The organism is Aquimixticola soesokkakensis, assembly GCF_900172375.1.
Lineage (GTDB): Bacteria > Pseudomonadota > Alphaproteobacteria > Rhodobacterales > Rhodobacteraceae > Aquimixticola > Aquimixticola soesokkakensis.
In genome coordinates this window covers 272782-294281 of record NZ_FWFS01000001.1, presented here as the reverse complement: position 1 = coordinate 294281, position 21500 = coordinate 272782, and the positions used below count along the sequence as shown (strand labels likewise).

16 protein-coding genes are annotated in these 21500 nt (G+C 61.3%); 9 read left to right on the top strand and 7 right to left on the bottom strand.

From position 1 onward, the window contains the following. Positions 1-30: 30 nt before the first annotated feature. The 3 genes from AQS8620_RS01385 to AQS8620_RS01375 are packed head-to-tail and all read right to left on the bottom strand — an operon-like array spanning position 31 to position 2878. Positions 31-786: an SDR family NAD(P)-dependent oxidoreductase gene (locus tag AQS8620_RS01385; RefSeq protein WP_085835026.1), complete on the bottom strand. Its 756-nt coding sequence runs from the start codon at positions 784-786 to the stop codon at positions 31-33. Next, positions 783-1562: a DUF1365 domain-containing protein gene (locus tag AQS8620_RS01380; RefSeq protein ID WP_085835025.1), complete on the bottom strand. Its 780-nt coding sequence runs from the start codon at positions 1560-1562 to the stop codon at positions 783-785. Before AQS8620_RS01380 ends, AQS8620_RS01385 begins: the two co-directional genes overlap by 4 nt. Beyond that, the gene (locus AQS8620_RS01375; RefSeq protein ID WP_234990343.1) at positions 1562-2878 is read right to left on the bottom strand and encodes an NAD(P)/FAD-dependent oxidoreductase; all 1317 of its coding nucleotides are present in this window, start codon (positions 2876-2878) and stop codon (positions 1562-1564) included. The genes AQS8620_RS01380 and AQS8620_RS01375 overlap by 1 nt, the downstream gene beginning before the upstream one ends. Positions 2879-3275: 397 nt before the next feature. On the opposite strand from AQS8620_RS01375, the gene AQS8620_RS01370 reads away from it, so the two are divergent. The 3 genes from AQS8620_RS01370 to AQS8620_RS01360 all read left to right on the top strand — a co-directional run bounded on the left by AQS8620_RS01370 (position 3276) and on the right by AQS8620_RS01360 (position 5584). Continuing rightward, positions 3276-3866, top strand: a complete 591-nt coding sequence (locus AQS8620_RS01370; RefSeq protein WP_306345898.1) for a sigma-70 family RNA polymerase sigma factor — start codon at positions 3276-3278, stop codon at positions 3864-3866. Next, a complete protein-coding gene (locus AQS8620_RS01365) occupies positions 3863-4531 on the top strand; it encodes a ChrR family anti-sigma-E factor (RefSeq protein WP_085835023.1) in 669 nt (222 codons plus the stop codon). The genes AQS8620_RS01370 and AQS8620_RS01365 overlap by 4 nt, the downstream gene beginning before the upstream one ends. Before the next feature lie 69 nt (positions 4532-4600). Next, positions 4601-5584 carry a glycosyltransferase gene (locus AQS8620_RS01360; RefSeq protein WP_085835022.1) on the top strand — a complete coding sequence of 328 codons (984 nt, stop codon included), beginning with the start codon at positions 4601-4603 and terminating at the stop codon, positions 5582-5584. A 13-nt stretch (positions 5585-5597) separates the two neighbouring features. Here the strand turns inward: AQS8620_RS01360 and AQS8620_RS01355 are convergent, their stop codons facing one another. Next, complete coding sequence (locus tag AQS8620_RS01355) at positions 5598-6257, bottom strand: ABC transporter ATP-binding protein (RefSeq protein WP_085835021.1); 660 nt, start codon at positions 6255-6257, stop codon at positions 5598-5600. A 5-nt stretch (positions 6258-6262) separates the two neighbouring features. After that, on the bottom strand, positions 6263-7642 hold the full coding sequence (locus tag AQS8620_RS01350) for a KpsE/RkpR family capsule polysaccharide export protein (protein WP_085835020.1): 1380 nt from the start codon (positions 7640-7642) through the stop codon (positions 6263-6265). Between the two features lie 137 nt (positions 7643-7779). Here AQS8620_RS01350 and AQS8620_RS01345 point away from each other — a divergent pair, with 137 nt between their 5' ends. Further along, on the top strand, positions 7780-8589 hold the full coding sequence (locus AQS8620_RS01345) for an ABC transporter permease (protein WP_085835019.1): 810 nt from the start codon (positions 7780-7782) through the stop codon (positions 8587-8589). A 14-nt stretch (positions 8590-8603) separates the two neighbouring features. Here AQS8620_RS01345 and AQS8620_RS01340 read toward each other — a convergent pair whose 3' ends face one another. Next, a complete protein-coding gene (locus AQS8620_RS01340; protein WP_085835018.1) occupies positions 8604-11087 on the bottom strand; it encodes a glycosyltransferase in 2484 nt (827 codons plus the stop codon). Between the two features lie 130 nt (positions 11088-11217). On the opposite strand from AQS8620_RS01340, the gene gmd reads away from it, so the two are divergent. From gmd to AQS8620_RS01315, 5 genes are all read left to right on the top strand, one after another. Then, positions 11218-12231, top strand: coding sequence for a GDP-mannose 4,6-dehydratase (gene gmd / locus AQS8620_RS01335; RefSeq protein WP_085835017.1), 1014 nt, complete (start codon positions 11218-11220; stop codon positions 12229-12231). Between the two features lie 74 nt (positions 12232-12305). Then, on the top strand, positions 12306-14705 hold the full coding sequence (locus tag AQS8620_RS01330; RefSeq protein WP_085835016.1) for a glycosyltransferase: 2400 nt from the start codon (positions 12306-12308) through the stop codon (positions 14703-14705). A gap of 44 nt (positions 14706-14749) precedes the next feature. Next, positions 14750-16312: a glycosyltransferase gene (locus AQS8620_RS01325; RefSeq protein ID WP_085835015.1), complete on the top strand. Its 1563-nt coding sequence runs from the start codon at positions 14750-14752 to the stop codon at positions 16310-16312. Further along, the gene (locus AQS8620_RS01320) at positions 16312-17469 is read left to right on the top strand and encodes a glycosyltransferase (protein ID WP_085835014.1); all 1158 of its coding nucleotides are present in this window, start codon (positions 16312-16314) and stop codon (positions 17467-17469) included. Before AQS8620_RS01325 ends, AQS8620_RS01320 begins: the two co-directional genes overlap by 1 nt. Positions 17470-17526: 57 nt before the next feature. Beyond that, positions 17527-18528, top strand: a complete 1002-nt coding sequence (locus AQS8620_RS01315; protein ID WP_159453181.1) for a sulfotransferase family 2 domain-containing protein — start codon at positions 17527-17529, stop codon at positions 18526-18528. A gap of 15 nt (positions 18529-18543) precedes the next feature. Here AQS8620_RS01315 and AQS8620_RS01310 read toward each other — a convergent pair whose 3' ends face one another. Next, the gene (locus tag AQS8620_RS01310) at positions 18544-21369 is read right to left on the bottom strand and encodes a DUF4214 domain-containing protein (RefSeq protein ID WP_143267377.1); all 2826 of its coding nucleotides are present in this window, start codon (positions 21367-21369) and stop codon (positions 18544-18546) included. Positions 21370-21500: the final 131 nt, after the last annotated feature.

Below are 21500 nucleotides of genomic sequence, written 5' to 3'. Positions count from 1 at the left end.
CGCGTGCAAAGCACCGATTGCGCCGATTGCCTAGCCAGCAAACAAACGCTGATACAGCCCCTGCGGCAAAAGACGCCCTGCGCGAAAGACCCACGAAAACCAGCGCGGGAAATCCCGCTTGAACGCGCGGCCCTTCATCGCCGTCACGATGATTTCCGCCGCCTCTTCGGGGTCCATCAGACCGGGCATGGCAAAGTCGTTCTTGTCGGTCAGACGCGTGCGAATGAAACCGGGCATCACAAGCTGCACTTTCACCCCGGTTTGCCACAGATCGCAGCGCATATCTTCGGCAAGGTGGCGCAGGGCCGATTTCGACGCTCCGTATCCGATTTCCCCCGGCAAGCCACGATAGCCCGTCAGCGATCCGGTGATCACGATATGCCCCGCGTCGCGCTTGACCATGGCCGGCAACACCCGTCCGATGACGCGCAAAGCACCCATGTAGTTGGTGTCGGCCATTTGTTCGACCTGCGCCGCGTCCCAGTTTTGCGCCGCCATCGGCTCGTAGGTGCCGGCCATGTAAATCAGCCCGTCGACCGTGCCTGCCTCCAGAACCGCGGCCTCGACACTGGCCAGATCGGTCACATCGACAGGCACCACCCGCGCCTGCGCCATATCCCGGGCAAGGCTGACAAGGCGCTCGGTCGAGCGCGCCGACAGCACAAGCTGCGCGCCCTCCTGGTCAAGACGTTCGGCAACCGCCCGCCCCAGCCCTTCGCTGGCCCCGACGATCCAGTAGGTCTTGCCCGCCAGCTTTGTGGGGCCTTGGTTTTTATGCGCACTCATGCAGGGCCTCCTGTGACCTCATCCTCGGGCGGCTCGGGACGCCGAAAGAAACGCGCGCCCTTGAGCGCCAGAATAATTGCCTGCCAATGGATCAGCACAGTCGCGCGCAAGGAGCCAAGGGGGCGGCGCAGCATCGAGTGCAACAGGGCGCGGTTGCTCAGTGCCTCGCGCGGACCCGCCAGCGTCGCCACCAGACCACCAACCACACCGTCCACGTCATGGCGAAAATCAATGCGCACGCCGACATGCCCCTCGGCCAGATCGAACCGGAATTCATAGTGGCCCGCGACATCCTGAAACGGTGAGACGTGGAACACTTTTTGCGCAACCAACGTATCGCCCGCCTCGATGGCGCGCAGATCGGTATGATGGCAAATGTAGCTGTGCCGCTCGCCCATGGTGTTATTCACCTCGGCGATCACAACCCGCAGCCCCTCCTGCATCACCAGCCAAAAGGACACCGGATTGAACAGATACCCGGCCATGCGCGGTTGGGTCAGCAGCAGGATCTGCGCGTCGTCAAAATCAAAGCCCCGCGCCGCAAGGACCATGTGCACCCAGTCCAAGCCATCCCCGTTGCCGCGCACACCGCCGTGATCACGGTCGCGAATCTGGAACAGGCCCATGCTGTTGTGGCGCAGGAGGCTTGGCCATTCATGGCTTTTGGCAAGGTCCACCAGCACGTAATCCACGGAATAGCGAAAGGCATTCGCAGGCCCGCGTCGCGGGGCGCCGTGGCGCTTGTGAAACGTATGCGCGGGCACAAAGTTTTGCATCACTCGGCGGCCTCCAATACCGCGTTTGCCGCGCGGCTGCGCAGCGCCTGCACCACGGTCATCGCCGAGGCATAGCCATCCTCGTGAAACCCCCAGCGCGCATAGGCCCCGCAAAACCACGTGCGATTGACCCCCTGAATGTCGGGCAGATCACGCTGGGCTTCAATCGCGGCGCGGTCGAACACCGGATGCCGAAAGGAGGCCTCGTCAAAGATGGTCTCGTCGCGGATCGGCAGGCAAGGGTTGAGCGACAGGAACAACGGATCGCTCTCGTCGATGCCTTGCAACATGTTCATCCAGTAGGTCAGCGCAATCGCTGGCATCGGCTGGTCCTCGGGCGACAGGAAATTCCACGATGACCAGACCTTTTTGCGCTTGGGCATCAGGCGTGCATCGCAATGCAGCACCGCGCGGTTGTCCTGATAGGTCAGCCGGCCCAGCGTGTGTTCCTCGGCGGCGCTGGCATCGCCCAACAGCCGCAGGGCGTCGTCGGAATGGCAGGCAAAAATCACCTCGTCAAAGGCCTCCCAATCGCCTTTCATCCGGATGCGCACCCCCTGCGCATCGCGCAGTACCCCCTCGACGGGCGTGCCTGTGCGGATCACACCGCCCGCCGCCCCGATCGCTGCCGCAATGCGGGTCACATATTCAATCGAGCCGCCGTCAACCGTGTGCCATTGGTGATTGTCATAGCTCAACAGCGCATGGTTGCGGAAGAACTGCACCAAGGAGGCGGCGGGGAAATCGTTCATTTGTTCGGGCGTCGAGGACCAGATCGCACCGGACACCGGCAGCAGGTAGTAGCGCCGGAACCAGTCGCCCAAGCCCATCGCGTCAAGCATCTCCCCAAGGCTCAGACTGGCATCTTGCGCCGCCGCTTCGGCCCCTTTGTTAAAGCGCAGGATGTCGCGCGCCAGCCGGTAAAAGGACGGGCGCAGCAGGTTGCGTTTCTGCGCCACCATCGCCGGCAGATTGCCCAGGCCGTATTCCAGCGCCCCGCCCCCGATGGAGGCCGCAAAGGACATGTTGCTTTCCTTCACCGGAACGTCGAGCGCATCGAACATGCGCGTGAGGTTGGGGTAATTGGGGTAGTTGAACACGATAAACCCCGTGTCCACCGGCACATCGCCGCGCTTGCCCGCCAGAACCGTGCGCGCATGACCGCCAAGTCGCGGAGCCGCTTCGAGGAGGGTCACGTCATGGGTTGCGCTCAGTTCATAGGCGCTCGCAAGGCCGGAAATCCCCGCACCGACGATGGCGATGCGCGGTCGCCCGCGACCCGCACCAGACAGGGGGCCAGACTGGGAGCCAGTCAAGGAACCAGACAAGGAACCAGACAAGGAGGATGCCGCGCTATCGGCGGAGAGACGGTCATAGGGCAAGGGCTGGCTCCGTTGGTTTACACCCTTGCTACGTCGCTCAGGGCCATTCGGTTCACTCTTAGCGCTATCTTCCTGATTTTATCTTAAATTCTTTGAATGCGCGCGCAGCCTCGCGCTGCGGCGACAGGTTTTGACACCGCCTCTGATGCCGCTTTGGAAAAAGTGACCATCAAGTGATCCAAACCCGTGCATCTGGCGTATCAATTCCATGACAACACCTTATGATCATCTGCGGAGACGTTCCGCCCCGCCGCCTTTGGCCCCGCCTCTCGGGGATCAGATCCGTGTGCAGCGCGTGCAACGTGGGGATTTGATAGGGCAATGCAATATCGTGCAAGATCAAGCTGAAACGATCACCAAAGCGGATGTCGACACCGTCAAAGTGGACCCTTGGACGCATTGTTTGGAGCGCATTCGCGACGAGCGCTGCGCGGAAAGCTTTGCAGCGCTGTTCGGGCATTTCGCGCCCCGCGCCAAGGCATTCTTGATGCGCGGCGGCTCCTCGGAGGCGCTTGCAGAAGAGGCCGCACAAGAGGCGCTCGCGACGGTTTGGCAAAAGGCCGCGAAATTCGACGGCAGCCGTGCCTCGGCCTCGACATGGATTTTCACCATCCTGCGCAACAAGCAGATCGACGCGATCCGCAAGGCGCGCAGACCCGAACCCGAGGACCTGCCCTGGGGAATGGAACCGCAAGCGGATGCCGCCGACTCGCTGGCGATGTCCCAGGAAGAAACAGTGTTGCGCGAGGCCGTGCGCACCCTGCCCGACGCCCAGCGCGATATCATCGAACGCGCCTATTTTGGCGACCTCACCCATGCCCAGATTGCAGTCGTCACCGGACTGCCGCTTGGCACCATAAAATCGCGCATCCGGCTGGGGCTGGACCGGTTGCGCCATGAAATGACGAAGCACACGACATGACTGTAAAACATCACATCACCCCGAGTGTCCTTGCCGCCTATGCCGCAGGAACGCTGCCAGAGCCTTTTGCACTTGTGGTCGCAAGCCATGTGTCGCTTTGCGATGCCTGCCGCGCCGATGTGGCCGGATATGAGGCCGTCGGCGGGGCCGTCCTTGAAACCGTGTTCGACCGGATCGAGGACGGAGGAGACGCGATCACCATGTCACCGGACGCTTTGGCGCAGGTCATGGCGAAGCTGGACGATATGGTGCTGGACACCGACCCGGCACCGCGTGCAAGCGATCCGGTCTTTCCCGCCCCCCTGCTCGATTATGTCGGCGGTGGTGTCGATGCGGTGAAGTGGAAAAGGATCGGCGGTGGCGTCAAGCAGGCCGTGTTGCAAAATTCCGCCGAAGGGTCCGTGCGCTTGCTGTATATTCCTGCCGGAATGGCCGTGCCCGACCACACCCACGGCGGTCTCGAGCTGACGATGGTGCTGCAGGGCGCGTTTTCGGACGAAACGGGGCGGTTTTTGCGCGGGGATGTGGAAACGGGGGACGAAGACCTCGAACACACGCCCATCGCTGAAGCGGGCATGCCGTGCATTTGCCTCGCGGCGACCGATGCGCCGTTGAAGTTCACCTCGCTCATTCCGCGCCTGATCCAACCGTTCATCGGGATTTAAGCGGCAGGCGCGGTGCTTTCGCACCGGCGTGCGCCGTGGTAGAACGCATCAGGTTACACGTGAGGACATATGCCCGATCAGGAGGCTGCCCCCGAGAGCGCGCCAGCCACAGGGCCGGTGACGATCCTTCTGTGCACGTTCAACGGTGCCCCCTACCTGCGTCAACAGCTTGACAGCTACGTCGCACAAACCCACCGCGACTGGAGCCTTTGGGTGTCGGACGACGGGTCGGATGACGACACGCGCGCGATCCTAAGCGCCTTTCAAACCGAGATGCAGGGCCGCAACGCCGTGCATCTGGTCGCAGGCCCCAAACGCGGCTTTGCCGCCAATTACCTGTCCCTGCTTGCCCATCCCGATCTGCCGCGCCAGACGACATTCTTGTCGGATCAGGACGACGTTTGGCTGAACACCAAAATCGCGCGGGCAATCGCCGCCCTCAAAACAAGCACCGGCCCCGCCGTCTACGGTGCGGGTAGCCTGCACGTGGATCGCAACCTCGTTGAGCTGGGCACATCGCGCCCGCCCCCCGAACGGCCCGATTTTCGCCACGCCCTGTGCCAGAATGCCGTGAGTGGTCACAGCGCGACCCTGAATGCCAAGGGACTCGACCTTGTGCGCCGCGCCTTGACGCCGGTGGAACTTGCCCGCGCGGGCACGCCGCAGGGCATCGCTTTTCACGACTGGTTTTTGTATCAACTCTTTACGGGAACGGGGGCGGATGTGCTGCTCGATCCGCGCGCCATGCTGCTGTATCGCCAACATGGCGGCAACTGGATCGGGGCGCACAACAGCCTTGCCGCGCGGCTGCAACGGATTCGCATCGTGATGAATTCGGGCTTTGGGGGCTGGATGCGCGGTCAGCTTCTGGCACTGGAGCGTTCGCGCGCGCTGTTAACCCCCGAAAGCGCGGCCATGGTGCGCGACCTGTGCGCAGCCTTTCAACGGGGCGGCACGAAACCGCTGGCCAGCCTGTTGCGCCACGGCGTTCACCGCCAAAGCGCCACGGGGACCTTTGCGCTGCGCCTCGCTGCGGCAACGGGGCGGCTGTAGCCCCCCGCCCACTTTAGAGAGCTTTCATATTGCGCTCGTGGTGACGGATCGCTTCACGCACGTCTTCGTAATAGACCAGATGACCATCCTCAAGCACCGCTGCGGCATTGCAAAGCTCCATCACCTGTCCCATCGAGTGACTCACAACCACCGCACCGGCCGTTTTCATCCGCTCGCGAAACAGCACCGAACTTTGATGGCGAAAGTTGCCATCGCCCACAGCGGTGATTTCATCCACCAGATAGGTATCAAAGGGAATGGCCATAGACACACCAAAGGCAAGGCGCGACCGCATGCCCGAGGAATAGGATCGAAACGGTTGATGGAAATGGTCGCCCAGACCGGCAAAGGCCTCCACAAAGGCGACGACCTCATCCGTATCCACATCGTAAATCCGTGCCACAAACCGCGCATTTTGCGCGCCTGTCAGATCTCCGTGAAACGAGCCGGCAAAGCCGACGGGCCATGAAATCGTGCCCGTTGAGGTGATCCGCCCAGACGTGGGCGATTCCGTGCCTGCAATCATGCGCAACAAGGTCGATTTCCCTGCCCCGTTGCGTCCCAAAAGCGCAACGGACGCCCCGGTTGGAAAGACACAGTTGATGTTGTCCGCGACCAGCTTGCGATGGCCTTTGAGCAGGTAGGATTTGGTCAGGTTTTCAAGACGGATCATCGCCCCTACTTTCGGTCTCGCAGCGAGTAACTGATCAGCAATCCGATCGACCAGGTCAGGAACAGGAACAGCGTTGCGAGCGCCAACAACACCCCGCGCTGGGGGAATTGTGCGCGCTCGGCCAGCGTTGGCAAAACATAGGCCCCCAGATAGCGGCTTTTGCGTTGCGCTTCGGCAAGCGCGGAATCATAGGCGGTAAGCGCCGCCAAATAGGTGGTTTGCGCGAATTCGTGATCGACCTGCAGGCCTTCGTATTCGTTAATAATATCAGCCAGAGGGCGTCCGCCGGTTTGCCCTGAACGGAAGGTCCCGCGCTGTTCGGCAATCTGCTGCTCGATCACATCGACGCGGCGCTGCGCTGAAGCGACACGCGGGTCGGTATCACTGGAGTTATCGCGCAACAGCTCAAGCTCGACACGGGCTTCGGTCAACTGTTGGGAGAGGGTCGCGATCACACTGATCTGAAGCTGGGCATCGGCTGTCGGATCGACCAACAAATTGTCGTTGCGAAACAACGTCATCGCGCTGCGTGCTTCTTTGAGGCGGTCCAGTGACAGGTTCAGATCCTCGCGCGCATAACGCACGGAATCCTCGCGCCCGATGGCAGACAGCTCATTGACCATCTGCGCACATTTTTCGAACAGGGTCTGGGCGATGAGCGTCGCATCCTCGGGCGCAAAGGCCAGAACGCGCACTTCGATCAACCCGCCCGAGCTGTCGTATTGCACCTCGATCATCCGCTGCCAGTAGGCCATCAGATCCTCGATGGTGCCGCCCATGCGAAACGCAAACCAGAAATCATGTTCGGGTTTGGCCCACATTTGCGCGATACCGATTTCCGCATTCATCTCGGCGATCAATTCCTGACTGCGCAGATATTCATACAAAATGCCCATGTCCGAGGAACTGGAGCCAGAAACGGAGGTCAGACCGCCAAGGATATCAAGCGCAGAGGTCGATTCCTCGCTTCGCACCGAAAATCCGACCGTCGAGGCAAATTGATCCTCCGCGACAAGCCACAGATACAGTCCGATCACCAAAGCCGGAAGCGCCACGATGGCCAGAAAGCTACCCAAAATCCAGCGGTGACGGCTGCGCACCTGCGCCGGACCTGCCATTTTCAAACGCGCCACGGCGGATGGGGCCGGACGGGGGGGCTGGCCTGCATTTGCGCCTGCATTTGGACCGGCGTTGGGACCGGCTTTTTGCGCGGGCGGCTGGTTTGGATTGGGGCGTTGGTTGGAAGGCGGCTGTTGTGCAGGCGCAGCCTGTCCAGCGGGTTGCGCCCCGCCGCCCGCCGCCTGTGCAGGCGCAGGTTTAGCCGCCGCCTTGGCAGCGGGTTTTGCGGGCTGTGCGGCTGGGCCGGGCGCATTGTCGTTCGCCATAAAGCAATCTCTATACTGTCGAGGTCCACCCCCCGCTTAGCGCCTAGACCGCTCGAATACCAGAACAGTTGCATCCCCGGCGCCATGCACGCTACACGATGAAGTCAGAATTGGGCCGAACACAGATTGGGTTGTCGATGCTCCCTTTGCCACAAGCGCGCACTCGTAAGCCGCACCGCCTGCTGTTCCCCGGCGGACGCAGGATCGGCGCGCTGATCTTGCGTGAAATGGTGACAACCTATGGTCGCAATCCCGGCGGCTATATCTGGGCGGTGCTCGAACCTGCGCTGGGCATTGCGCTTTTGACACTTGTGTTTTCGCTGACCTTTGCGTCCCCCGCACTGGGGCGCAATTTTCCAATTTTCTATGCCACGGGTTTGTTGCCGTTTTTGATGTTCGTCGAAATCACCAACAAACTGTCGCAATCAATCAACTTTTCGCGTCCTCTTCTGACCTACCCCAAGGTCAATGTCGTCTACGCCTTGCTGGCCCGTTTTATTCTGGCGACGATTACTCAGTTGATGGTCGTCTATATTCTGCTGATCGGCATCATGTTGTGTTGGGACACGCAGCTTGTCCCCGACCTGCCGCGGGTCACGGAAACCTATGCGGTTGTTGCCCTGCTTGCCTTGGGAATGGGAACGCTCAACTGCTATCTCACGACGCGGTTTCCCATCTATCAACGCATCTGGTCCATCATCATGCGCCCGATGTTCCTGCTGTGCGGGGCGGTGTTTTTATTTGACGCCATCCCCGACCGTTTTCAGAACATCCTCTGGTACAACCCGCTGGTGCATGTGGTTGGCATGTCGCGCCAGGCGTTTTACGCCTCTTATGCGGGGGAATACGTCTCGCCGCTCTATGTGTACCTGTTTTCGCTCACCACCTTGCTGATCGGCCTTCTGCTGATCCGGCGCGAAGAACATTTCCTGATCAACGAACGCTAACGCATCGCAAGACCTCAGGACAGAACTTCCAGGCGCGCAATCAGACGCTGCACATCCGTGTCACTGCGCGGCACAGGCATCAAATTGTCCGCCAGACCAAAGGCACGCAGCGCTTCGGCCTGCGCCCCCAAATCAAAGCCCAGCACAGGCAGACCCGTCGCGAGCATCTCGTGGACCGTAAAGCAAAAGGTCTCGGGCCAGATCGAGGGCATCAACCACCGGCTGATCCCGTACTGGTTCACGAGCTGCTCGATATCGCCCAGACGATAGGCCCCGTGAACCTTGGCTCCGGGTAAATCATAGCGCGGGTCGACATCCCCGATGATCACCAGCTTCATCGGCACCTGCGCAAGCGCTATCTGTTGGCAAAGCGCACGCAGGACCTGCGCGCCTTTTTGCGGGCCGATATTGCCCAGAACCCCGACAACAAGCGGTGCCCCCGTGGCGCGGCGCGGCGCGCTCAGACGCTTGGGCAACTGGTCACAATTGTGCGGGCGTACAACGATCTGCGCGGCACTGTCGGGATAGACCTCTGCGACGATCGCAGCGCTGGACTGTGAGAACACTTCGATCTCACGCGCCTGCGCCAACAACCCGCCCCACAGGGCGCGCCAGTCTGACAACCCCAGACCGGCGTCGAAATCATGCGCCGCGTCGCTTGCGCCCCCGACCAGGGGAACCCCGCGATATATCCCGTCGCTGTCCAAAAGATTGAACGAGGGCGAGAGCGGGTAGAAATCATGCATCAAAATGCAAAGATCGCCACGCGCCCCGAGACTGCGCATCAAGGCCACAACATCTTGGGGTGCAGTCGCCCCAACGGCGCAGTTATAGACCACTTGGGGGGCGGTGATATCGGACAACAGGTCAATCACCGCCGCGGTGTCTTGCGAAAGCACCACCACTTGTCCCTGCGCCGAACACAGTTCCACCCGCCAGGCGGTCGGCCCGCCAATGCGCAGCACCACCGCATGGCCGCTGCGCGCGATGCAGCGGGCAAGGCGCTTTTGCAGATCGTGCTCCGCGCCGCCCCCTAAACTATGCGCCACGAAGACCGCAACGCGTCCGGCGCATTCCGCCGCCGCCATCGCCAATCCCAGAACCATGCGCTGGCTGGCCTGCGCGTCATCGGCAATGGCGCGCGCCACCTCGGCGTCGTACCCGACGTAGCGTTTGGCAATGATCGCGCCGTTCTGCGCCAAAAGCGCCGCTTTATCCGCCGATCCGAACGAGGCACCGCCGCGATGTTCCACAAAAAGCTGGGCGGTGGACACATGGCGCAGCCCGCGCGCGCGCAGCTTCTGGCACCAATCCACTTCCTCCCCATAGCCGCGCCCGAAGGCCGGATCAAAAGCGGGTTCCAGCGCCAGCGCCCGCGGCGAGAGCGCCATGCAAAAACCAACGCCGGTGATCACCTCAAGCACGGCCACGGCGCGCGGGATTTGGGCCGCGCGCAGGTCCACCGCCTGCGCAACAGCATCGGCACTGACCTGCGCACTGCCCAAAGCGCGGCGCGCACAAATCAGCGGCACCGACATCAGTTCGGCATCGTTGGAAAACGGCGTGACGGAGGCCACATTTTCGTCCGCCAATGGGGCCAACAAGCGCGTGGCCCAGTTCTGCGGAACCATCGCATCTGTGTTGAGCAGCACCACCGGCTCGCTGACACCCGCGCGTGCGGTGTCGCGCAGATGGGCAATACCGCGATTGACCGACCCGATGAACCCGAGGTTATGCGGATTTTCCAACACATCGACCGTCCTGCGCTGCTCGCAAGGCAGCGCCGCATGCCAGTCGCGCAACCACGGGCGCACCTGCGGATCGCTTGAGGCATCTTCGACAAGGCAGACGCGCAGCGCCAGATCCGTGTGTGCCAGAAGCCGCTGGAGACAGTCCTGGACATCGCTCAGGGAATTATAGACGGGCACCACGACCGCCACCCGATCGAACGGGCAATCGGCTGTGCTGTCGCCGCGCATGAGGACCCGTGGATCAAGCGCATTTGCGTTGGCAAAGCGCACAAGCCCCATCGCGAACTTCAGACGCTCGCGGATCAGCGGATCTTCGCCGCGCAAGAAGTGCCAAACCTGCGGAAGTACGCCGATCATCCGGCCCGCAAACTGCCCCATCATACGCAGTCGCGCCACAGCGAACCCGCCCCACGCGACGCCCCGCAGCGCGAATGCTGTGGCGTTTTGGGCAGGGTCGCCCGTGACGACAAATGCGGCGACACGCCCCGGAAAGGAGAGCGAAAAATCCCCCGCGCCCAAACGGCGGGGAAAGGCCTCGGCCCCTCGTGCGGTGATCGAAACCGCCCCTGCATCAGGTGAAACCACGCCCTGAACCTGCGTGCGGTGGTCTTGCAGGCAGATCGAGGTGATCGTGACGCCCCTCTCGCGGAGCGCGCCAAGAGCTTTGGAATCCCGCGGGGCGCTCAACTTGAGGTTGAGGCCCTCATATCTCAGATAAGCCCGAAACAGGACCGGAATCGACGCCATGACACAGTCTTTCCAAAACTCGACGCTCAGGCCCCAAACGACCAATATCGCGTTGCATTAACTCTGCTCGCTGCGTATTCCTGATGCCCGACGAGACCAAGAAATTTACTAAACCAAAAGGACCGTTCTTGTGAAGAAAGCGTTTATTTCGGGTATTACGGGTCAGGACGGCGCGTATCTCGCGCAGCTGCTACTCGCAAAAGGGTATGAAGTCCACGGGGGTGTCCGTCGCATCTCCCATCCCTTCACCGAGCGTCTCAACCGCTTGGGGGTCACCGATGACGTCCAGCTGCACGAATTCGATCTGAGCGAGATCAACAACATCAACCGTCTTGTGCGCGACGGCCAGTATGACGAATTCTACAACCTTGCCGCTCAAAGCTTTGTGGGCTCGTCCTGGGACCAACCCCATTACGCCGCCGATGTGAACGGTCTGGGTGTGTTGCGCATTCTGGACGCGATCCGCACCTTCTCCTCGCACACGCGCTTCTATCAGGCCTCCACCTCGGAAATGTTCGGGCTTGTGCATGAGGTTCCGCAAAAGGAAACCACCCTGCTGCACCCGCGCTCGCCCTATGGTGTTGCCAAGGTCTACGGCCACTACATCACGATGAACTACGCCGAAAGCTTTGATCTGCATGCCTCCTCGGGCATTCTGTTCAACCACGAAAGCCCGCTGCGGGGCAAAGAATTCGTGACCCGCAAAGCGACGCTGGCACTGGCCGCCATCGCGCGCGGCAGCGACACACCTTTGGTGCTGGGCAACATGGATGCGCGTCGTGACTGGGGCTTTGCGGGCGATTATGTGGATGGCATGTGGCGGATGCTGCAACAGGACAAACCCGACGTTTACGTCCTGTCGACCAATGTGACGACCACCATCCGTGATTTCGTGACATCGGCCGCCGCCGCGCTCGATCTGCCGCTCGAATGGACCGGCGAAGGCGTCGACGAAAAAGCGATCAACACCAAAACCGGTGCGACCGTGGTGGAAGTAAGCGAAAAGTTCTTCCGCCCCGCCGAGGTTGACTTGCTGATCGGCGATGCGACCAAAGCCAAGGAAAAGCTTGGCTGGACCGCAACGATGACCGTCGCCCAATTGGCCGAACTGATGGCGAAGTCCGACTACGACCTGATCGGATAACTCCCGCCGTGCCGTTTGGGAGACTGACACACTCTGGAAACGCCCGACTTTCGCGCAAGGTCGGGCGCTTCCTTTTGCGCAGCAGGCTTCGCTTCGGCGCGACCCGCACGCTGCGCGGCTACCTCGAAACAACACCGCAAAGCCTGTTGAACAGGACCCCGAATGCGCCTTTTTGCCTGCGGGGGTGGGTCTGCGACACCCAAAGCGCCACCACGCTGATCGTCGGAGTGTTCGTCGATGACGCCCTGCTTGAGGCCGCGCCCGCCAATCAGAGCCGCGCCGATGTGGCCGCGCGTGGCATCGGGGACGGGCGCTGCGGATTTTCCTTCGAAATCCCCGCTGCGATTGCCGATGCCTATGCCCGGGGCGAGGTCCAGTTGCACCTGCGCACGCTTGCAAAGGTCCCCTTTCCCCTCGGAAGCCTTGCCGCGCCGCGCCAACAGCGCCCCCGACGCCGCGACTCCGCCCTTGCCCGCAGCCTGAGTGCCAGCCGCATTCTGCTGCGCGCGGCCGCTGACCAGCCGCTTGCGCCGCTCGGGGCCGCGCCCGACTTGCCGCGCCACGCGCCGCTTGTCGCGCCCAGTGACCCCGCGGCCCCCGACAGCCTCAATGCCTTTGCCGCCTATTTGCAAGACAAAGACCGCCTGCCATCCCCGCCCGAGCGGATCGAGGGTCTTGCGCAATACCTCCTGCAGGCGCGGGCCTGCCTGCCCGGCGTTGCACCTTTGGCGAGCGGCGAAATCGCGGCGCTGAATGCCGAGAGCACAGAGCGCGGCGAAAGTGCCGCCCAAGCCGCATTGGCCCCGAAATTCGGCACCCAAAGCGGCGATTGTTTCGAGTGGGTGGAGCGGCTGGCCCCCGCGTTGCGGGTGGCGGATTGCCTCGTTACCGATGCGCAGACGCAGGCCCAAAGCGCGATTGTCCGGCCCTGCGCCGAGTGGCCGCTCACCCGCTACATGCAAGAGTGCCACGCCGCTACCCCTGCGCTGTCACGGCTGGATCTGACACAGGTCAGCGGGCGCGAAACGCTGTCGCTGGCGCTGATGCTGCGCGCGGCGGTGCGCCCCGACAGCTTGCGCTTTCTTCCCGGCGCTCTGGTGCGGCGCTGCCTGACACCGCACGACACCACGCTCGACCGGTTTCTCGACAGGCTCGACCCTGCCCAGCCCCCCCACAGCGCAACCGCGCTGCGGCTGCGCCAGCTTCTGCGGGCAGGCGGGGTGGATTGCGACACGCTGGCACCGCTGACATTCAGCGCGCGCGGTGACCGGCTGGCTGCCGCCACCTGCCGCGACCTCGCCCCTTGTGGCGACGACATCCAACTGGTCGGACCGCTGTCGCGGGCCTCCGGACTTGGCGAGGCCGCGCGCCTGTCGGAGCGGATTTTGCACAGCGCCCGGCTTGCGGTGCGCAGTGTGGACAGCTCCCCCAATGACCCGACGCCGACAATCGACGCGCCGCGCTCCTTTGCCACGGCGGCGCGGGCGCCGGTCAATCTGCTACACATCAATGCCGAACTCCTGCCGCTGCTCTACGCCGCGCCTGCGGACATATTTTCCGGCGCACATACGATCGCCTATGTCTTTTGGGAACTCGACGCCCCCGCCAGATGCCAGACCCTTGGCATGGCTCTGGTTGACGAACTTTGGGTCGCCTCCGATTTTGGCCGCACCGCTTTGGAAAACCACACCCGCACGCCCGTGCGCGTTGCCGGCATGGGCTTTGATATGCCTGAAAAAATCGCATTCGATGACGGGCGCGCAACGCTTGTTGCCCAGACCAGCGTGCAAGCGAGCGATTTTGTCTTTCTCGTCACCTTTGACAGTTTCTCCTTCATTGATCGCAAGAACCCGCTTGCGGCGATCCGCGCCTTCCGTCTAGCGTTTCGCGACACAAGCGGGACCGAGAGACTGGTGCTCAAAACTCACAACCGCCAGCAGGCTTTTGATCCGGCACAGGCCGCGCTTTGGGCGCAAATCGACGCCGAAATTGCCCAGGATCCACGCATCACGCTGGTCGATGCCACGCTGGATCGCGACACCATCCGCAAGATGATCGCAGGCAGTGACGCCTATGTGTCGCTACACCGCGCAGAGGGCTGGGGCTTTGGAATGCTCGAAGCCATGGCGCTTGGCTGTCCGGTGATTTGCACGGCCTATTCGGGCAACCTTGCGTTCAGCACGCCCCAAACGGCCTATCTGGTGGACTACCGCCTCACGGCGGTGCCCAAGGCCGCCTACCTCTATGTCGAGGCAGGGCATCGCTGGGCAGAGCCGGATCTGGATCACGCCGCCGCCCAGATGCGCGCCCTGCGCGACAACCCCGATGCGCGTGCCAAAGTCGCCCGTGCTGCGCAGGATTTTGCCCGCCAAGGGTTCAGCGACGAAACACTTGCGCGGCGCTACCGTGCGCTTCTGGTCCCACCATCGCCCGTCCTCTCCCCTCCTTCCCCGACGGACCCACAGTTGGTGTGAGCGATTTCCGCCTCGCCTCCCCGCAGTTAGAAAGCACCGGTCTCATGCCCTCTGAAAAGAAAATATTACTCGATATTTCAACAAGCTATAATTTCAGAAGCCTGCGCCCTGTTGGTATTTTGCGCGTCGAGCACGAGCTGATCACCGCCTTTACCAAAGCCTATGGCGACCGGCTTGTGCTGGGGGTCTATGATCCCGCAAAGAACGCCTATTTCACCTTTCCCAAGGATAAGGTCGAATCGATCATTTTCCGCAATGAACAAGAGACGGGCACCTTGATGGAGCGCGCCTTGACGGCCACGGCCAAATGGCGTTCCTGGGTGCGCGTCGCACGTTTTGCCCTGACAGCCCCGCGCAGATCCCGTCAGGTCAGCGGCACAGGCGATCAGACCCACAAGCTGCGCGAACGCATTCTGGCCGATGAATTGTTGCGCATGAGCAATGATGAATTCACCATGTTGATCAAGGGGTTGCGCGCGCTTGCACGGCTGCGCCCCCGTTTGAACGGGCGCTGCGACCAGCTTGAACAGATCAACCACCGCGCCCATCATGGCATCTTGCAGCCGCTCGACCAGTCCTTGCGCGACCTCGACAATCAAATCGACCCGACGCAGATCGGCAACTACATCTGCGCGGGCACGTTCTGGTCCGATACCCGTCATATCTATGCCTATGACATGCGCAACGCGCACGGCTGGCGCACGCACTATCTGATCTACGATCTGATCCCGATCCTGTGGCGTCACGTCGCCGAACCCCACACCCGCGAAACCTTTCCCGCCTCCTTGCATTGGGTGCTTTGGGGCGTGGACCAGATCTGGACGATTTCCGAGACGACAAGCCGCGATCTGATCGCCCATATCGAGGAATACGGCTATCCGCGCCCCGATGATTCATGGATCAAACCGATTTATCTGGGATGCGAGCTTGAACGCAAAGACGACCCCGACGGGCTGGCGCAGAACGTTCTGGCGCGCCACAAGCTTGAGCCGGGCAAATATGTCCTGATGGTGGGCACGCAGGAAGCCCGTAAAAACCATGAATTCTCCTATCGTCTGTGGCGGGAATTGTGCCAGCGCCACAACGAGGTGCTGCCGCTGGTCTGGGTCGGGCAGCCGGGCTGGGCCATCGACCATTTCCTGCAAATGGTGAGCCTTGATGTCGGCCTGCCCCATGATGCCATCCGCATTCTGACGGCGATTTCTGACCCCGAACTTGACATGTTGTACCGCAATTGCCGCTTTACGCTGTACCCTTCGCTTTACGAGGGCTGGGGGTTGCCGGTGGTCGAATCGCTCAATTACGGCAAGCCCTGCGTCTGCTCGACGGCGGATTCGATCGTCGAGGCCGCGGGCACATCCTGCGAAGCGATCCCGCTCACACAGGTCGAAACATGGCTGGATCGGGTCTGGGCGCTGATGTCCGACGAGCTCGCCTACACCGAAGCCCTCGCCCGCGCCGCGCAGTTCAAAGGCTACCGCTGGCAGGATTTCCGCACCAATCTGATCGCCGATTTTGACCGTTTCGAACAGGCAATGGCCCCGCGCGATGTCACCCCCGCCACCATTCCTGCCGCAGAGCTTCCCTCCGAAGAAAAGGCCGTCTGATGAAAATCGCGTTCCTCAGCCAATACCCGATTTCGACCCCGCTCCACGGCGGGCAACGCCGCATGAGTGCCATCGTCGAGGTGACGCGCAGCGCTGGCCATGAGGTGCTGCATGTGCCGCTGTTCTTTGCGCAATACTTTCCCGAAGGGAATGCGCTTGAACGCGAAACCGCCTTTGATGCTGCGCATTTGAAACATCTCACGGAGCACCAGCTGCGCGAGGATCTCGACATTGTGGAAGGCGCACAACACAGCGCGGCCGCGCTTGAGCGCGCCGTGCAGAAACTGCGCAATTTTGCGCCCGATGTCATTCACTTCGAACAACCTTGGCTCTATCGCCTGCTTGAAACGGTGATCGACAGTGATCCCGGGCTGGCCAAAACGCAGCTGGTTTACGGGTCGCAAAACGTTGAATCCCAACTGATCGATCCCGCCTTTGCCAGCCGTACCGCCGAGATCGAGGGGCATCTGGTGCGCAAGGCCGATCTGGTTGTGGCCGTCTCGACAGCGGATGCTGCAGCCTTTGACGCGATGCGCCCCGATACGGCGCGCCCGACCGTCCTGGCCCCCAACGGCTGTTGGGCCCCTGATGTTGATGCCCCGCAGATGAGCAATCTTTTAACCCAGGACTACGCGCTTGTCGCCGGATCGGCGCATCCGCCAAACGCCGAGGGCTATTGGGACTGTGTTGGCACGCTTCCGGGCTTTTTGCCGCCGCGCAGCCAGATTGTGATCGTGGGCGGGATGAACAACCTGCTGGGCGCCGATCGCCGCTATCAGTTCTTCCGCCTGCTCAACTCCAACCTCGTGACGCATATGGGGCAAGTGCCCGAGGAAAAGCTGACCGCCCTGCTTCAGCACGCAAAGGTCATCGCCCTCCCGATCACCGAAGGCGGCGGCACCAACCTCAAGACAGCCGAAGCGCTGATGTGGCTCAAACCTGTGGTTGCGATGCGGCCCGCGATGCGCGGGTATGAAGCGATGGAAGGCGTCAGCGGCGTCTATATCGCCGATACCCCGCGCGCGTTCCGACGCCTCATGCGCGACGCGATGACGGGTGCGCTGACCAGTGCCCGCACCGCGCAGGAGGTCGCGCGCTATGCCTGGCCCGCCCAGCTTGCCCCACTGGTTGCGGCCTACCAGACGGCCACAGTATAACCCTTTGACGGGCCGCGCGTGGACAGGATCCGCGGGGCGAGGCCATAGGAAATGAACATGACCAACATCGAACACATTTGGGCCGAGCACCTGCGAGACGCGCCTGTCACCGCGCAAAGCGCCGAGATGATCTTTAAAACGATGATGCGCCGCGATCCGCAGACTGATTTTATCGCCTATGTTCTGGCGGAAAACTTCACCGTCGAGCGGCTTGAAACCATGCTTCGCGACAGCCCCGAATACCTGTCGCAAGGGCGGGTCATGACCGATAGCTCCATTCACGGGACGGCGGCGCGCCTGATCTATATGCCTGCCGCGCGGCTGGTCTATTGCCCCATTGCAAAGGTGGCCAATACCTCCATCAAGACATGGGCGCTGCGGTTGAACGGAATTGATGCCAAGAGCAGTGACAATGTGCACATGATTCTGGACAATGGTCAGGTCAAGCTCCAGTCGCGCTTTTGGAGCTATGCCTTCAAGACCACCCTTGAGGAAGAGAGCACATGGGATCACGTTGCCCTTTTGCGCGATCCCTACGAGCGGCTGGTCAGTTGCTATTGCGACAAATTCGGGCGGACCCGCAACCATCCGATGACGGTGAAATTCCACACAGCGCCCGTCTACCGCTACTTCAACGGCGGCAAGGAACCGAATGCGGCCTTCGTCGAGCGCGGCATCACCTTTCGCCAGTTTTGCCAATACATCAACCACACCAAGCGCGACGTTCAAGACAGCCATTGGGCGCCGCAATGGACCTATTTGCAAAACGCCCGCTTCAACAAGCTTTTCGCCATCGAGAACATCGGCGATTTTGAAAAATATGTGCTGAAACGTTTGCCCAAAGAGATGCGCCACATCCGCCTGAGCGCCGAGAATGTCGCCCAAAAACAACACCAAAACGTTACGAAGGATCTGTCCGACGTGCGGCCCGTCGATTGGCTTGAACAAGGCAACCCGCCCGCGGAGGCCTTTTTGACACCCGATATCCGGCAGTTCATCGAGAACTACTATTCGCTGGATTTCGATCTGTATGAAAAGGCGCGCGCGACCAAGATCTGACGCCATACACCGGCCTTAGATGATGAACATGTCCGCCGTCAGGTCCTGGGCGCTGAACTCGTGCAAGATGATCTTGACGTTGCCCTGTGAGAACACGGCGCCCGCCTCGCTTTCCTGAAACGCGTTGCGGGCGTCCTGCGCTGAGGAAAAGCCGAAGGCGCTTACGTCGAGTTTGTCCCAGACCTCGAAATCGACAACGGTATTGGGGCCTGCATCGGCAGGATCGAACACAAATGTGTCCGAGAACATCCCCCCGACAAGGAAATCCGCACCCTCGCCGCCATCAAGCGTATCGTCGGTGCCCTGCTTGGCGATCCATTTTTTGAATGTGCTCTCGGAAGACTGCACGAATTCCTGCGAGTTGGTAAACAGATCAGCCACTTCGGCACGGGATTTGGCCCCGCTTTCCAGCGCATTGGTCCAATAGCTCACCCCCGACTCTGCCCCGTCGCGCCCGAGGATATTATTGTAGAGTTTATCGACGAAATCGCCGTTCGATGCGCTATCAAAGCGGAGCTTGAATTCCTCAGAGTTCAAAAAACTCGTGGCCAGCTCGTTGCTGCTCATGCCGTTGGCCGTTTTTTCGGTCCAGTATTCGATCCCCTCCTTCCCCGGCTCGCGGCCCAAAATGGCAATGTAGTAGCGATACACATCATCAGCGAGGTCGGACTGGCGCACCGCAGACAGTTCAGAGGCCGCGTCCGCGCCGGTGTTGAGGCGAAATTCCAGCGTATCCAGAAAGGGCAGCATCAAATCGGCGCGTGACAACCCCGCATCGAGGCGTCCGGTCCAATAGTCCAGACCCTCCGCCGACGGTGCGCGCCCCAGCACGTTTTGAAAGAGCGTGGAAACGAAGTCGCTATTGTCCAATGTGCCGTATCGCGCCGAAAACTCCGGGGACTTCAGGAACGACTCGACCACATCGCGGTTTGACATTTTGCCGTCGACAATAAGTCCGGTCCAGTAATTCAATCCGGCTGTTACGCCCTCGCGGCCAAGGCACCCCAGATAGAGCCGGTAGACATCATCGATTAAATCGTCATAGCCCGCGCGATAGGTGCCCCCCACCAGAAGGTCGCTGCCCGCCTCCCCCCGAAGGGTGTCACTGCCGCGCTCCCCCCAAAGGGTGTCATTGCCGCTGCCGCCGAAAATCGTGTCGTTGCCCGCGCCGCCATAGACACAGTCATCGCCGTCCATGGCATAGACAATATCGTCACCGCCGCGGCCCCAGACCATGTCATTTCCAGCAGCCGCATCAATGAAATCCTCGGCCTCCATTCCGACAATCTGGTCTGCGGACGCCGTGGCCGCGAGGGGTCCGGCGTTCAGTTGCGACGTTCCGTTGACCGTAACATGCTCGGAGGTGACCAGCGCCCCGCGCACCATTTCCGCCATCATCATCGCACCATTGGCCGAGTGAACCTTGAGAATTTCGGTGCCGAAAATAACGTCCGCGCCGTAGCTGCGCGGCACGATCAACACGCTGTCCACCGCGTGAATGCCATAGGCCGACAGGTCGATCTGGTCCTGTGCCGGATCAAAATCGAGAATGGTGTCGCCTTTGTCGTCGCGCGCCATCACGAACAGGTCACTGCCCGCCCCGCCGCGCAGTTGATCCTGTCCGGCACCGTCAAAAATGATGTCATCGCCCGCGCCGCCTGACAGAATATCCGCGCCGGCACCGCCCTCCAAAATATCGTTGCGTGCGGTGCCCGTCAAAGTGCTGCCCTGCGTGGCGGCCTGAAGGTCAACGCCGATCCCCGACAGGTCGATGGCAAATTCGGAGACGCCGATATCGACCTCTCCGGCGACAAAGACCCGCAGCGTATTGCCCTGCACCAGAGTCGTCAGCGCGGTGACATTGTTCAACGTTGACGCCACCGTGTCCTCGACCGTGCCAACCACCACCAGCCGCCCGCTCGCCGTCACCGCCATGATCGTCAGCCCGTCATCCGAGCCGCCGGCGATCAGGAACGCGCGATCCCCCACCTCGACAACCTCGAGCACGCTGACATTGGCAAATCGTGTCGTCAGTGAATCATTCATCTGATCGGTCGGCACCAATGTGCCGTCACTCGACAGCATCATCACCGTCACCGAACTCGACAAGGAAGACCCCACCGCGACAAAGCCCTGCCCGCCCACCTCGAAGGCCTGCACCACGCTGGGCAGGTTGATCGCGAGGTCGGTTTGCGTCCCCACCAGAGAGCAAAACGTCAACCCGCCGTTCGCGCCGACCTCGAAAACAGCGACGGAATCTTCGGCACCATAGGTCGCCACCAGAAAGGTCTTCGCCCCGATCGTGACGCTGGAAACATCGGATATCTGCCCGCCCAGCGTGGATGGCAAGGCGATGCCAACGGCTTTGGTGTCGCCATTCGTGGCCGTTTCGATCCGCATGATGCCACCGGTTTTCAGCGTGGCATAGGAAAAGGTCGCCGTGCCGCGCTCGACGCTCAGCAGGTTGTTTGCAACGCTCATATCAAGACCCGCCACGTCAACCTTGCGCCATGAATCCGGGCCGCTTTGGGTGGTGGCATAGCCCAGCAAACGGTCGGATCCGTAGCCCACGGCAACCAGCGAGTGATTGCCTTTGACATCGGTAAAGCCGATTTCGGGCGTGCCGACATTGGCCCAGCCGCTGTTGGTGCTCCAGCCTTCCTGAAACTGCGCGCCAGCACCGTCGAGCGCATAGATCGCCACCCCGCCGCCCGCGCGCGTCAAGGAAAACAGGACCTGTTCACCGTCGAGCATCCCGATCTCAAGATCGGTCACCCCCGTGGCCAGTTCCACAGGCACACCGCCCCCGATAATTTGCTTGAACTGGAAAGAAATCCCCACGCCCGTCTCCTGCACACCACGCAGGCAGACTGGGCGAAGAGACTAAAAAACCATTTACGCAAATCGGGCAAGATTGTGATCGAAAAGGTGAAATCGATTTAAATTTATTGTTTGAGCGTTAACCTTTAACT